The sequence below is a fragment of the Calothrix sp. NIES-2100 genome, from assembly GCF_963875285.1.
GTDB lineage: Bacteria > Cyanobacteriota > Cyanobacteriia > Cyanobacteriales > Nostocaceae > Aulosira.
On sequence record NZ_CAWNLA010000001.1, the window covers coordinates 3427876 to 3441617 of the forward strand.

A 13742-nucleotide genomic window follows, 5' to 3' on the forward strand; every position below is an offset into this window, starting at 1 on the left:
AATGGTCAGTTGTCAGTTGTCAGTTGTTATTTCTCCCCTGTCTTCCTTGTCCTCCTTGTACCCTCTGCTTCCTCATCCTTTTAATAAAGCATGGGATTGGTTTTAGCGTGAAAATCAGTACAATCGATAGCTTCTTCTGTATTGGCGCGGGACGGATGTACAGTACATTTTAGGCGGTAATCATCAGTGAAAAATTGGCAACCAGTACAAGGTATTTGATGCATTTGCTTGGCTTTATTAACACTATCTCGCACTGTGGCCCATAGACTCCAAGCACCGAGAATGATTACAGACCAAGCGACAACAAAGCAAATAGGGATTAAGAAAAATTGAATCCCATGAATCAGATCAGAAATAAGTTTTAACATGGCAATTTCTCATATTCATGCCAATTTCAAAAAGAAGGCGACAGATGTATTCGTAGGGGTGGGGTCTCCCCACCCTTGACGAGTTGCCATCACACGCAATCATTAATTAAATCGGTATAATTAAAAATTGGGAATTAGAAGTAATTTTAACTCCTAACCCCAATTTGTAACTTCTAGCTGAGGAAATATAACTCAAATTCCAGCATGACCCAGTGCTAAACCAGCCACAAGCATTCCTAATACGAGGAATGGTTGGGCGCTGGCTTGGTACTTCACATCATTCTTTAACGGGTCACGCAAGAAATACATATCCTGGAAGGTGATTTGGGGCAAGATTAACAGTACAAGAATTGCTGCATATAAATTTTCATGGATACTAACTAGATAAGCAGCAATTAATCCTTGAAATACATCAATCATCACTACGCATATCCAGGCCGCAGTAGTCACACCAAACATCACAGGTAGTGATTGTAATCCCAATTGGCGATCGCCTTCTACACTCTTGAAGTCATTGACAATGGCAATCCCCAATCCAGCTAAACTGTAAACTAGGGTGATCACCATAATTTTCCAGTTCAGTTCGCCAAACAAAGCGTGACCAGCCCACCAAGGTAATGCAATATAACTTGCTCCCAAGGCGTAATTTCCTAACCAGCCGTTTTGCTTCAGCTTCAGCGGTGGTGCTGAATAGATGTAGGCAATAAAAGTACCAAAAATAGCCAGTACTGTCACATTGGGAAATTCATGTCCAGCCCACAAATCCAGCACATAGGCTAAACCAATACCAGATAATAATAATACAACAATCTGAGTAATTACCTGGGGTACAGAAATTGCCCCAGAGGGAATAGGTCGGTAAGGTTCATTGATGGCATCAATTTCGCGATCATAGAAATCATTGATCGTTTGGGTGTAACCCGTCAGTAAAGGGCCGGAAAGCAACATACAAGCAGCTGCTTTCAACACATTTTCCAGCGTCCAAGTGTAGTTACCAGAAGAAGCCGCACCGCAGACTACGCCCCAAATTAGGGGAATCCAGGTAATGGGCTTCATCAGTTGCAACCGGATTTTCCAAATCGAGGTTTCGCCCGGTGCTGCGCCTTTCATCCCTAGTAGCTGCCGAGTTTTCGCACTGCGATCATCGGCAACTGCTGTGATTTCTTCGCTGGGATTAACTGCGTCTAATGCTTCCGCCGAATTGGAATTTGGGGTAATGGGAGTTAAATCAGACATAAGATAAATTGGGCAAACAGGGCATGGGGCATGGGGTATGGGGCATGGGGTATGGGGTATGGGGCATTATTTCTTCCTTGTCCTCCTAGTCCCTAGCCCCTCCCTAATCCCTAGTCCCTAATATTTCTAACTTAAAACGAAATGATCAAATAACTATTCTGAAACTTCGCCCCTGTGATGGGTTTACCACTCAGAGAGGGGGGGAGGTCAATATTACGCCGTTGGTCACCGGCTTCCACTGTCACTTCTGGCCCATACTGGGTTAGCTTGACTTGCTTTTTATCAAATCCAGGCAGGAATAAGCGTACCTGACGGTTGTGGGTATCTATTTCAATGGGTTTAGGGGCTTTTAGTGCTTGCTGTGCAAAGTCTGGTAGGGCATCCATGAGCGATCGCCATTCGCCAGTCGGCACATCAGACACTACACTAATGGGTAAGGGGCTAAATTCCTCTGTGAGATTGTGGCTACCGTCGCTAGAAACAACGATAACGCCACCTACAGTGACACCGATTTGCTGTGCGCTACCCCATAAATAACGGGTACTTGCTACCTCAATTGGTTCTGGTGTAGTTACCAAAAAGGCAGCAACGCGCTGGGGGTTAGCCACAGCAGCTTTACCCTTTTCGAGGAAATTATTAACTTGATTAGTAGGTTGAGCGAAGTTATCTGCTGTCCAATTAAAATTGAACAAAGTGCTAATCAGCGGTTGAATCAAGGGCGATTCGGCAATTGTCTTTCCTAAATCAGAGTTGACAAATAATTGCTTAAAGCGCCGCACATACCAGCTTAAAGACTCTGGTAATCCCAACATCCGCAAGGCGGAAGCATCACCTGTGCCATCGTAGACAATCACATCATATTTGCCGGAAGCATCATATTCACGGATTGCATTGAGAGCAAGGGCGTTATCCATCCCCGGCAATACTACCAACTCTTCACCATAAACTTCTTTAATGATTGGTGTGCGGAGGTATTGCGCCTCAAGTTTTTTGACTTCTTCCCATTGGCGTTGTAGGAGTACAGATGCTTTAAACTGTACTACTTGCAAATTAGGAGCAATTTCTTGGGGATCGGACGTTAGGGTAGTATCCAGCAAAATTGGTAATGCTGGTTCTGCAAGTCCTGCTAAAAGTACGCGCTTACCTTGGCTAGCCAATAATTTGGCAGCGGCGATCGCAATTTTGGTACGAGCAATGCCGCCTTTGCCCAAAAATGTCAATATTAGGGTCATTACTTGATTTCCACTTTACCGCCGATGTTGTCAACTCCAACTTAGCACTCAGCAAATCCTCTCAACTTCCGCCTACTGTACGAGTTTAAGTTCATCTTCAAAAAACCAAGTCGAGAAATTATCGTCAAATTGCACTACTACACCTACACCGCTACCATCGGTGACTTTGTAACCTAAAACAGTGCCGACTTGTCCTAATCTTTTGACAACAGGGGGAGATACGCGATCGCGCAAACGAAAGACCTTAACCTTCTGTCCGATTTCCATGCCTAGATACAATGCAATAAACCAAGTCTCAGTTTAGCTGAATCCGTGACTTTTCTGTCATAGATTCACGGCAATAGCCAGGGGATTGCGGAGATGAGGAGGCTGGGGGCACAGGGGACTATTGACTCTTGACAAATGACTAATGACCGTTGACTAAAATAAAATCAACAGCCAATCAGGTATATACCCATGTTTGTCACAGATACCGTCAGTGGTCATTGGTCAGTGGTCAGTGGTAAAGAAAAACAACTGACGCGAAATCCCACTCCTTGAAGGGGTGGGATGAGCTTAAAGTATCATCCCTCAGTTAATTATGAGACTATTTTCTAGTAATGTGATATTGCTATTAAAATGCAAAGGAACTTTCATAGCTAATTAGCTTCATGAATAGCACTGGGATGTGTAGGTAGTGAGCGAGGAAGCAAGAATTGCTAAGGAAAATGCGAGGATTTGTCAGATATGCAGGAAGATTGAGGCGTATTCTCCCAGTAGATGAACGATTATGGGTAAAATTTGATTTACTCAGAACTTTGGTAAGACGAGATTTGGAGGCGCGATACAAAGGTTCTGTCTTAGGCAATTTATGGCCTTTACTCAATCAGCTATCGCAATTACTGATTTACACATACGTATTCTCAATAGTATTAAAAGTTAAATTAACTCTTAAGAGTTTACCAGAAAATAACTTTACTTTTGGGTTATGGTTGTTTGCTGGGTTACTACCTTGGATTGCTTTTACAGGTGGACTAATGCAGTCGGCTAATTCAGTAGTAGCACAGCCAAATTTAGTTAAGAAAGTGGTTTTTCCCTTGGCTTTGTTACCCTTAGTGCCAATTTTGTCCACATTTATTGAAAGTTCTTTTGGCTTAATGGCGTTAATTTTTTTTGTCGCCTTAAGTTCCCATACTTTACATACTACCTTGGCACTGTTACCCTTAGTTTGGTTAACACAGTTATTGTTAACAGCAGGGTTTGGTTATTTGGCAGCAGGGCTAACGGTATTTTTGCGGGATATTCCCCAAACACTAGGAGTAATTTTAAATATTTGGTTTTATGTAACACCACTTGTCTATCCAGCATCGAATATCCCAGAGCAATGGCGAAGTTGGATATTTTGGTTAAATCCAATCGCTGCGATCGCAGAAGTTTATCGTGACTTAATTTTAGTTGGGGAGGTAAAACATTGGGGCGAATGGGGAGTAGCCTCAATAGTTGCATCTGTACTGTTTTTTAGCGGGTTTTTGGTATATAAACGTTTGCGTCCGGCGTTTGCTGATGTATTGTGAAGGTATTACCATTTAATAGATATAGCACTCCTAAATCATGCATCAGAAAAATCTACATACGCCTGCCTCAACTGGAAATTTCACAATTCAGATAGGATTGCAATAAGTAGCTCAATCTAATTAAATGTGAAATGTCATTACGAGCGGAACGCAGTGAAGCGAAGTAATCGCAAAAACTCTACTTTACGTTTTTCAATGTTGACCTACTTAACATACAACTATAGCGTTTCTCAATCTAGTACCGTACGGCGTAAATACACATACCATCTTTAATCCTTGCGAGTAGCGAAATTTTCTTAGCTTTGAATGGTCTGCTTATTTCCGCCAACCTGTACTACTGAGGTGCGTTTTTAAAGCTACTTATTTTGATATCAAAGGTTCGTGTGTACTTCAGTAGCCTGGGAAACCCTATATTTAAGTACAATCTTTATCAACCATCTTAATCTAAGAAAATAAAGATAAATGCCTTACACAAGCCCTATTTATATTTATTAAATTAAAGTGTGTGAGTTTTGAGTATTGATAACTGCTATATGGGAAAAGAAATTGCCATTGCCCTGAAGAATATCTCAAAGTGCTATAAACGGTATGCTCGTCCTGTAGATCGGCTTAAAGAGATTCTACTACCAGGAAAAAGCTATGCCCAAGAGTTTTGGGCACTCCAAGATATATCTTTTGAAGTGATGAAGGGCGAGACAATGGGCATCATCGGTCGCAATGGCGCAGGTAAATCTACTCTCCTGCAAATGATTTGTGGTACTTTGACCCCAACGAGTGGAGAAATTCAAGTTAATGGAACTGTTGCAGCACTGTTAGAGTTGGGTGCTGGATTTAATCCTGAATTTACAGGGCGAGAAAATGTCTATATGAATGGGGCAATCATTGGTCTTTCACAACAAGAGGTGAATGAACGTTTTGATAAGATTGCTGCTTTTGCTGATATTGGAGATTTTATAGAGCAGCCTGTAAAAACTTATTCTAGTGGGATGTATGTCAGGCTAGCTTTTGCCTCAGCTATTCATGTTGAACCAGATATTCTGATCGTCGATGAAGCACTATCCGTAGGCGATATGTTCTTTCAAGCTAAGTGTATGGCGCAGATGCAGCATATGATGAGTTCAGGGACAACTGTTTTGTTTGTCAGTCATGATATTAGTTCTGTGAAGAGCTTATGTCAAAGATGTGTGTTTCTGGAGCAGGGTAGACTGCAAAAAATAGGTAAAGCATCGGAAGTGGTATCTTTTTATGCTGGTATTATACATAGTGAGATAAATCAAGAATTGAAACTACAACTAAAAGAGAAAAAAGGGAAGACCGAGAAAGAAAAAACAATCCTCAACCAAAAACCCCAACAAATTAGTGAGTTACTTGATAACTCAGTCATATCTGAAATATTTGTGTCTACTGAACAAGAAGCTCAGTTTGCTGAAGGTAATCATCGGTATGGAGAAGGTGGGGCCAGAATATTAGATATTAAGCTGTTAAATAGTCAGCATAAACCTACAGAACAACTTGAATTGAAAGAAGATTTCACTGTTCAGGCTTCTATTCTGTTTGAGCAGGAATTACCTACTTTTTGTTTTGGCTATTTGATTAGAGATATTAAAGGAATTGATCTTATTGGGACTGTAACATCAATTGAAAGAGTAAATATGCCACAAGTTTCAGCAGGAGAAGTTTATGTTGTAGAAATGAAATCTAAGAATATGCTCAATGCTGGGATCTATACATTAACATTTGCAGTAGAAAGACCAATTATCTTGAATCAACAGCATATTTTTTTAGATTGGGTTAACGACGCTGTAGTTTTTCAGGTTAATATCCCTGAAGATACGCTGGATCGTTTTGCATCTAAAGTTTATGTTCCTGCGGAAATTAAATATCTACAACTAAATGCTTGATTTGGCAATGGAAAAACATTTTATGATTAGTGAAAATGCAGTTGTTAAAACTCAGTTTATTGGCAAAAATACAGAGATTAAAAACTTTGTTGTTATTGGCACGGATGTTCATATAGGAAATAATGTTATTATTCATCCTCATGTAACTATAGAACCCGGTGTCATTATTGGCGATAGAGTAGAAATATTTCCAGGAGCTTATATTGGCAAAGAGCCAAAGGGAGCAGGTGCAACAACAAGAAAATTAGAGTTTGATAAAAAAATAATAATACATGATAATTGTTCTATTGGGCCAAACAGCATAATTTATTATGATGTAGAAATTGGCCGAAATACTTTAATTGGTGATAATGCTTCTATTAGGGAAGGAGTTAAAATTGGTGAGTTTTGTATTCTTAGTAGGGGAGTTACAGTAAATTATAATACTCGCATTGGCAATCGCACCAAAATTATGGATTTAAGCCATATTACAGGCAACTGTGAAATAGGTGATGATGTATTTATTAGTGTTTTAGTGGCGACAACCAACGACCGCGCTATTGGGAAACTAGGATATGAAGAAGAACGTATTCAAGGGCCAAAAATTAGTAATAAAGTAGCGATTGGTGCGGGAGCAAATATTCTTCCAGGAGTAAACATTGGTGAAGGCTCTGTTATTGCAGCTGCATCTGTAGTTAATAAAGATGTGCCTGCGGGCAAAATGGTAGCAGGTAATCCAGCACGTCTAATTAAAACTCTTAGTGAAGAATGATTAAACAGGAACTGCTACCACTTACCAGCCTGAGATTTATTAGTGCATTTTGGGTTTTTTTATTCCATATAACATTGCGATGGCCCCTTAAGTTACCTGTCCCTGTGTCTAACATTGTTTCTCAAGGGGCACTAGGAATGTCGATTTTTTTTATTCTCTCAGGCTTTATTCTGACATATAACTATTTTGAACAAGAGCCAATAAAAGAATATAGAGATTTTGTAATTAAACGCTTTGCCAGAATTTATCCCATCTATATACTAGCGAGTTTAGTTACTTTACCGTGGTTTGTAATACCTCAAATCTCAACAGATATACCAAATGTGATTTTACGAAGTTTTACCTATCTTATAGTAGTAATTATAAATTTATTTTTATTACAAGCATGGTTTCCTTCACTTTTTAACTATTGGATTAATGGTAGTACTTGGTCTCTGTCCGTTGAGTGTTTTTTTTATTTATTGTTTCCTAACATACTTTCAGTATTTAAAAAAATATCAATTAAATCATTAAAAAAGCTTCTGTTTGTTCTTTATTTTCTCTCTATTATACCAGGGATAATATTTATGTCTCCCCTGGAACCTAAGGTATTATCATCTACAGTATATGCTCTGCCAATTTATAGATTGCCAGAATGTATTATAGGCATGATTGTTGCTGTTATCTTTATCGATAAAACTCGTTCCCATCAACGCCCAGCAGCTATAACTTTTAAGTTAATTTTTTGCTTGTTATTATTAACTACTTATTTAAGTTTATTTGCACATACTTTACCATTAATATATGTAAGCCATAATTTTTTGGTTATCCCAATAATTGCTTTATTTATATACTATTGTGCCCATATATCTCAGGGCTTTATTTATAGGTTATTATCTAATAATTTTTTTGTTTTATTAGGAAAAATTAGCTATTCTTTTTATCTAATGCAGTCTCTACCAATATTTTTTACAGAGAAAAACTATGAATTAATGCTTGCACTTTGTCCAATTTTAAAAAATAATTATATTTTAGCCTTAATTATACTTGTTTTCAATTTATCTATATCCTCTTTGCTGTATTATTTTGTTGAAACTCCACTCAGAAAAAGGATAATCAAAGTTGCTAAGACAAAAAGTTTGATTAAATAAATGAGTTATCCACAACACATGATTAGCAAATAACTTACCACAATGCCTAAAATAAATGAGGATTAACGAGCCATGAATTGTTGGGAAACAATAATTATTTGACATTTCTGCCAGTAATGATTAGAATTTAATATTTATCAGTCGAACAATTATATGATTGACAAGTGTAAAATTATTGAACTACCTAAAATCAAAGATCCTCGGGGTAACTTAACTTTTGTAGAAGGTGGAAAACATATTCCATTTGAGATTCAGAGAGTTTACTATTTATACGATGTTCCTGGTGGTGCAGAACGAGGTGGTCATGCTCACAAAGAATTACAACAACTTATTATTGCCATGTCAGGTAGTTTTGATGTTCTTTTAGATGACGGCACTGAAAAAAAACGTTTTTATCTCAATCGCTCTTATTATGGGCTATATATTTGCCCCATGATTTGGAGAGAACTTGATAATTTTTCCTCTGGTTCTGTTTGTATGGTTTTGGCTTCTAACTTATATGATGAAGCTGATTATTATCGGGATTATCAAGAATTTTTAGATAATTTAGGGATAACAAAATGATAAAAATTCCGTTTCTTAATATCGATGCTTATTATTTAGAATTGAAGGAAGAATTGGACGCTGCTTACCGAAGGGTGATGGAATCTAGCTGGTATATTCTAGGTAGAGAATTAGAAGCTTTTGAAGCAGAGTTTGCTGATTATTGTGAAACAAAATACTGCATTGGTGTAGGGAATGGTTTAGATGCCTTACATCTGATTCTCAGAGCATTAGACATTAGTTCTGGCGATGAAGTAATTGTACCAGCAAATACTTACATTGCTTCTTGGTTAGCAATCTCTTACACAGGCGCAACACCAATACCAGTCGAGCCAGATCAGAAGACTTATAATATCAATCCTTTATTGATTGAAGCTGCAATTACAGAACGTACAAAAGCTATTATGGCAGTGCATCTTTATGGTCAACCTGCTGACATGGATGCAATCTACGGAATTGCTGCACGATACAATCTCAAAGTTATAGAAGATGCTGCCCAAAGTCACGGTGCGCGCTACAAAGGTCGACGAGTGGGTAGTTTGGGAGATGCCGCAGGCTTCAGTTTTTATCCTACTAAAAATCTTGGGGCGATTGGTGATGGGGGAGCAGTTACAACCAACAATGCTGATTTGGCAGAAAAAGTACGTTTGCTGCGTAACTACGGCTCCCGCATTAAATATGAAAATGAAACTCAGGGCTTTAACAGCCGATTAGATGAACTACAAGCGGCATTTTTAAGGGTAAAACTAGGCAAACTGGATGAATGGAATGCTCGTCGTGTAAAGGTAGCGGAACAATACCTAAAAACTCTCGTCCAATGTCCCAACTTAACTTTACCAATAGTACCTGATTGGACAGAACCAGTGTGGCATTTATTTGTTGTGCGTCACCCCCAGCGAGTTATTTTAGAACAGCATTTAAGCCTGTCTGGTATTGGTACACTTGTTCACTATCCAATTCCTCCGCATTTGTCTGGTGCATATAGTGGCAACAACTGGCAGGTAGGTAGTTTTCCGATTACTGAACAGTTGTCTAAAGAAGTGTTGAGTATACCGATGTCATTTCATATGACAGATGAACAAGTGCAGACAGTTATAAAAAGTCTGATGGAGGTATTTTAAGTGGCAGTCAATGCACCTTTAGTTAGTGTTGTGATGACTACCTATAATCACGAACAGTATATTGCTGAAGCAATTAAGAGTGTTTTAGCCCAAACTTTCACAGATTTTGAATTCATTATAGTTAATGATGGTTCTACCGATCAAACTGATGAAATTATTCAATTATTTTTGGATGACAAGAGAATTGTTTATATTTTTCAAGAAAATCAAGGACCTAGTGCTGCCGTTAATAACGGCATAATAAAAGCAGAAGGAAAGTACATTGCTTTAATGTCTGGAGATGATGTCTGCTATCCTGATCGTTTAGAAAAGCAGTATCAATATTTAGAGGCAACCAGAACAAAAATAGCTTTTTCTTGGGTAGATTTTATCAATGATGATAGTCATCTCATTATGGGCAATCATTTTGCTAAAAACTTTTTTAACTATCAGAACAAAACTAGAGCAGAAATCCTCAATCACTTATTTTTTCAGGGTAATTATCTATGTAGTGTTACTGCTTTTATAGACAGAGAAATTATCTTAGAAGCTGGACTATTTAACCTATCCTCACTTCAATTGCAAGATTTTGATATGTGGATCAAATTAGTAAAAAGGTATGAAATTGTTATACTTCCCGAAAAATTAATCAAGTATAGAGTTCGCAGGGATAACCAAAATTTAAGCCATCCAAATAATAACTCCATGCGTACTTATTTTGAAAAATATCAAATATATAGAAATTTCCTTGATGATGTTCCTATTGACTTATTTAAAAAAGCGTTTGTTAAAAATTTAACAAGAGATAATTTTCAAGATGGCATAGAATATGAGTTAGAAAAAGCTTTTTTATATTTAAATGCAAATTTGACGTTTCTCCGTAATATTGGTGTAGAAAAACTTTTTAACATGTTACAAAATAATTCTTTCCTGTCTATTTCTAAAGAAAAATATGGTTTTGGTTTACCTCAATTATACGAAATTACCAAAAATATAGACTTGACAAATAGTATGAAAATTACATCAATAGAAAGTAGTAAATTTTGGAAAATTTATAGACTATTGGTTCAACTCAAACTAAAATTAGGATGGAAATAATTATTCAACCGCTTTTTATATATCCTGTACCTTCATATACTGCTGCTGAGGAGCAATATTTTGTAAGTACTAGCAAAGATTACAGTTTTGATTCATCTCTATTTTCTTCTTGCATCTCTACTTTGGACTAATTTCATCTACTTAATATAATCACAAAAATTCAATAACTTAAACCAAAACTTTGAAAGCAATGAAAATCCTTTTTCTCTCAGATTCCTATATGCAAGATGGATCATTTGATCCTTTTAGACAAGAGGTATTAGAAACTTTATCTTTATACGCTAGTGAGATTAAAGCGATTATCACAAACCACTTTCTACATAATAACAGTGCTGATATTAGATTTTTTAAAAATTTCAGTAAGGTAATAGATGATGTTCAACGCTTCAATCCCGATATTGTATTTTCCATTAATCGAGCAGGATTAATCACATCTCTAACAGATGTGATTAATCCTGAAGCCATCTATATTACTTGGTTTATTGATTCTTACGAAAGAGTACCAGAAAAGCTGCTGCAATTTACCAATAAAGATATTGTTTGGTTGACTGGCTTAGATGAATATGCTGATAATTTTTGTAATCGATACGGAGTTGATAAAAATAGAATAATATTTTCGCCTTTTGCTACTAACACTAATATTTTTAACCCGCATAATCAAGAGAGAATAATTGATGGTTGCCTTGTAGGAACTGCATTTTCTAATGAATCTTTTGTGGATACTTTGAATAATATTGCTAATGATATAGAAGCTAGAGAAGCTTTTATTCAAGTATTTGAGTCTCATAAACAGAAATATATCTTTGATATCAGCAAATCTTTAGAAGATAAAGGTTATCAAAGATACGCAGAAAAACCTAAAGAAATTTGGCAGATGATATTTGACGATCAAATTTCGATAGAAAAAAGAGTGAGATTCATGAGTGCTTTAAACAAATTCAATATTAAAATATATGGTGAGCCTAATCATTTGTGGATTAAATATTTGAGTATTTCTCAAAGTAGTCTCCTGAGTAAGTATCAATACAGTCCTATAAAAACTGCACAGGAACTAGCAGCACTATATAATATCTCAAAAATAGGAATCAACATTCTGCATCATCAAGCATCAAATCACTCCTTACCAATTCGTGTATTTGATTTAATGGCTTGTAAGACCTTACTCTTAACAGAAAAAACATCTAAGAATGCGCTGGAAACAATAGGATTTATAGAGAATATTGATTTTGTTTGTTTTGAAAATGAAAATGACTTAATAAATAAGTTTGATTTCTACTTAAATGATGATGTATCAAGAGAGAAAATAACAGAATCTGCTCATTTGAAAATTGAAAAATATCATAGTTTAAAAAATAGAATACAAGAAGGAATGTCTAAGTCTTTAGGACAAAAAATTGAGCTAGAAGAAAATACAAAAGGTGCAATTCAAATAATTTCTTCTAATTTATTTAAGCCAGTTTCTCTCTCGGAGAGAAGACAGTATTTGCGCCTTTTAAAAAAGAAGTTCCCCAAAACGTGGGAATTTGTCCGACTCAACGCTATTAAGTTAAAAATATTACGTTAGGGAAATTTGAAACTGAAAATAGCCGAGGGTTAATAACGTAAGTATTACCCCTCTTAATTTATGCTTTTGTTTTTTTGAAATAGGGTTACATAGCCAAATTTATTTAACAAACTACACATTAGTACCCTACTTAAAGCGCTCGCACAGCCTAGCAAAACCAAAATAACCAAAATATTGTCGGAATTGCCTACCATACACTACCTAAGATTTTTTACAAATGATTTAAACTTAGTATATAAATTACTAATTTCATTTAACAATCAATGTTGATGCCAGAGAAAATTGGTATTATTTTAGCTACCTACAATCCTCAACTGGAATATTTTCAGAAGCAGATTCATTCCATTCAAAACCAGACTTGGCATAACTGGGTTTGTCATATTGTTGATGATTGCTCCTTACCTGAATCTCAAGCTGCTATCCAAAAAATCGTCGGAGATGATTCACGGTTTATTTGTCATTTCCATAATCAAAATCTCAAACACTACTATAATTTTGAGCGAGGTTTGCAATACTGCGTTCAAGACCAAACAATTACAGCAATTAGCTTCTGCGATCAAGATGATATTTGGCACGCAGACAAGTTAGAAATTTTGCTATGTAAACTACGTTCTGAACAAGCACTGTTAGTGCATTCAGATTTGGAACTTATAAATAGTGATGACCAAACTATACATCCTTCTACCTGGAATTTTGAAGGACGTAAGCCTGAAGCCGCTACGATTGAATTATTACTACTTCGTAACGTTGTAACTGGGTGTTCTTTACTGTTTTGTAGTTCTCTGTTATCCACCATTCTTCCCTTTCCTCAGCAAAATGAAGTTGGCTGGCATCATGATTGGTGGGTAGCACTAGTTGCAATCCAAATGGGAAAAATTGTACACATTCGACAACCTTTAATCAGCTATAGACTTCACAACTCTAATACGGTAGGAGCAATGCAAAATGCAGGTAAAATTAACAATGAACTAATGCTATGGATAAGGAAAAAATATCGAATTACAGGGAAAAGTTATTTAATACATTCTAACTTGAGCAAAGCATTTCATCAACGCTTTAACCAACAATTAGGTTCTGACTGGTTTAATCCTTTGGATGATCAAAGATTAGATTTTGGTTTAGGAATTCTCAAGCTTTTATACCAAAGTAGGCAAAGAGGTTATGATGCTGAAGGTATAGCGGTGAGAATTTTGATTTTTAAGATATTATTCGATATTAAGCAAATTCAAAAATATTTCTTTAAGACTTTGCCAATAAGAGAATAGT

13 protein-coding genes are annotated in these 13742 nt (G+C 36.6%); 9 read left to right on the forward strand and 4 right to left on the reverse strand.

Annotation, left to right across the window (positions count from 1 at the left end):
* Positions 1 to 80 precede the first annotated feature (80 nt).
* From AACU32_RS14335 to petP, 4 genes are all read right to left on the reverse strand, one after another.
* On the reverse strand, positions 81 to 368 hold the full coding sequence (locus AACU32_RS14335; RefSeq protein WP_096600501.1) for a hypothetical protein: 288 nt from the start codon (positions 366 to 368) through the stop codon (positions 81 to 83).
* A gap of 192 nt (positions 369 to 560) precedes the next feature.
* Positions 561 to 1604, reverse strand: coding sequence for a chlorophyll synthase ChlG (gene chlG / locus AACU32_RS14340; RefSeq protein WP_096600503.1), 1044 nt, complete (start codon positions 1602 to 1604; stop codon positions 561 to 563).
* Between the two features lie 131 nt (positions 1605 to 1735).
* Positions 1736 to 2836 carry a Get3/ArsA fold putative tail anchor-mediating ATPase NosAFP gene (locus AACU32_RS14345; protein WP_096600504.1) on the reverse strand — a complete coding sequence of 367 codons (1101 nt, stop codon included), beginning with the start codon at positions 2834 to 2836 and terminating at the stop codon, positions 1736 to 1738.
* Positions 2837 to 2908: 72 nt separating this feature from the next.
* A complete protein-coding gene (gene petP / locus AACU32_RS14350) occupies positions 2909 to 3103 on the reverse strand; it encodes a cytochrome b6f subunit PetP (protein WP_096600506.1) in 195 nt (64 codons plus the stop codon).
* A 440-nt stretch (positions 3104 to 3543) separates the two neighbouring features.
* Here petP and AACU32_RS14355 point away from each other — a divergent pair, with 440 nt between their 5' ends.
* The 9 genes from AACU32_RS14355 (at position 3544) to AACU32_RS14395 (ending at position 13741) form a co-directional block, all read left to right on the forward strand.
* Entirely contained in the window at positions 3544 to 4389 is an 846-nt protein-coding gene (locus AACU32_RS14355) for an ABC transporter permease (protein ID WP_096600507.1), read from the forward strand.
* Positions 4390 to 4922: 533 nt separating this feature from the next.
* A complete protein-coding gene (locus AACU32_RS14360; protein ID WP_096600509.1) occupies positions 4923 to 6290 on the forward strand; it encodes an ABC transporter ATP-binding protein in 1368 nt (455 codons plus the stop codon).
* Positions 6283 to 7041, forward strand: a complete 759-nt coding sequence (locus AACU32_RS14365) for an N-acetyltransferase (protein ID WP_096600510.1) — start codon at positions 6283 to 6285, stop codon at positions 7039 to 7041. Before AACU32_RS14360 ends, AACU32_RS14365 begins: the two co-directional genes overlap by 8 nt.
* Positions 7038 to 8171 carry an acyltransferase family protein gene (locus AACU32_RS14370; RefSeq protein ID WP_096600512.1) on the forward strand — a complete coding sequence of 378 codons (1134 nt, stop codon included), beginning with the start codon at positions 7038 to 7040 and terminating at the stop codon, positions 8169 to 8171. Before AACU32_RS14365 ends, AACU32_RS14370 begins: the two co-directional genes overlap by 4 nt.
* A 153-nt stretch (positions 8172 to 8324) precedes the next feature.
* A complete protein-coding gene (locus AACU32_RS14375; protein WP_096600513.1) occupies positions 8325 to 8735 on the forward strand; it encodes a sugar 3,4-ketoisomerase in 411 nt (136 codons plus the stop codon).
* On the forward strand, positions 8732 to 9835 hold the full coding sequence (locus AACU32_RS14380) for a DegT/DnrJ/EryC1/StrS family aminotransferase (protein WP_339377886.1): 1104 nt from the start codon (positions 8732 to 8734) through the stop codon (positions 9833 to 9835). Before AACU32_RS14375 ends, AACU32_RS14380 begins: the two co-directional genes overlap by 4 nt.
* Positions 9836 to 10912 carry a glycosyltransferase family 2 protein gene (locus AACU32_RS14385; protein WP_096600515.1) on the forward strand — a complete coding sequence of 359 codons (1077 nt, stop codon included), beginning with the start codon at positions 9836 to 9838 and terminating at the stop codon, positions 10910 to 10912.
* Positions 10913 to 11102: 190 nt separating this feature from the next.
* A complete protein-coding gene (locus AACU32_RS14390) occupies positions 11103 to 12476 on the forward strand; it encodes a glycosyltransferase family protein (RefSeq protein ID WP_096600516.1) in 1374 nt (457 codons plus the stop codon).
* A gap of 269 nt (positions 12477 to 12745) precedes the next feature.
* Positions 12746 to 13741 carry a glycosyltransferase gene (locus AACU32_RS14395; RefSeq protein WP_339377887.1) on the forward strand — a complete coding sequence of 332 codons (996 nt, stop codon included), beginning with the start codon at positions 12746 to 12748 and terminating at the stop codon, positions 13739 to 13741.
* Position 13742 lies beyond the last annotated feature (1 nt).

What these genes read in the sequence shown, in the direction of transcription:
- AACU32_RS14345 (WP_096600504.1), bottom strand. Translation starts at nt 2,836, where the DNA reads ATGACCCTAATATTGACATTTTTGGGCAAAGGCGGCATTGCTCGTACC.
- AACU32_RS14360 (WP_096600509.1), top strand. Translation starts at nt 4,923, where the DNA reads ATGGGAAAAGAAATTGCCATTGCCCTGAAGAATATCTCAAAGTGCTAT.
- AACU32_RS14370 (WP_096600512.1), top strand. Translation starts at nt 7,038, where the DNA reads ATGATTAAACAGGAACTGCTACCACTTACCAGCCTGAGATTTATTAGT.
- AACU32_RS14355 (WP_096600507.1), top strand. Translation starts at nt 3,544, where the DNA reads ATGCGAGGATTTGTCAGATATGCAGGAAGATTGAGGCGTATTCTCCCA.
- AACU32_RS14390 (WP_096600516.1), top strand. Translation starts at nt 11,103, where the DNA reads ATGAAAATCCTTTTTCTCTCAGATTCCTATATGCAAGATGGATCATTT.
- AACU32_RS14365 (WP_096600510.1), top strand. Translation starts at nt 6,283, where the DNA reads ATGCTTGATTTGGCAATGGAAAAACATTTTATGATTAGTGAAAATGCA.
- petP (WP_096600506.1), bottom strand. Translation starts at nt 3,103, where the DNA reads ATGGAAATCGGACAGAAGGTTAAGGTCTTTCGTTTGCGCGATCGCGTA.
- chlG (WP_096600503.1), bottom strand. Translation starts at nt 1,604, where the DNA reads ATGTCTGATTTAACTCCCATTACCCCAAATTCCAATTCGGCGGAAGCA.
- AACU32_RS14380 (WP_339377886.1), top strand. Translation starts at nt 8,732, where the DNA reads ATGATAAAAATTCCGTTTCTTAATATCGATGCTTATTATTTAGAATTG.
- AACU32_RS14335 (WP_096600501.1), bottom strand. Translation starts at nt 368, where the DNA reads ATGTTAAAACTTATTTCTGATCTGATTCATGGGATTCAATTTTTCTTA.
- AACU32_RS14395 (WP_339377887.1), top strand. Translation starts at nt 12,746, where the DNA reads ATGCCAGAGAAAATTGGTATTATTTTAGCTACCTACAATCCTCAACTG.
- AACU32_RS14375 (WP_096600513.1), top strand. Translation starts at nt 8,325, where the DNA reads ATGATTGACAAGTGTAAAATTATTGAACTACCTAAAATCAAAGATCCT.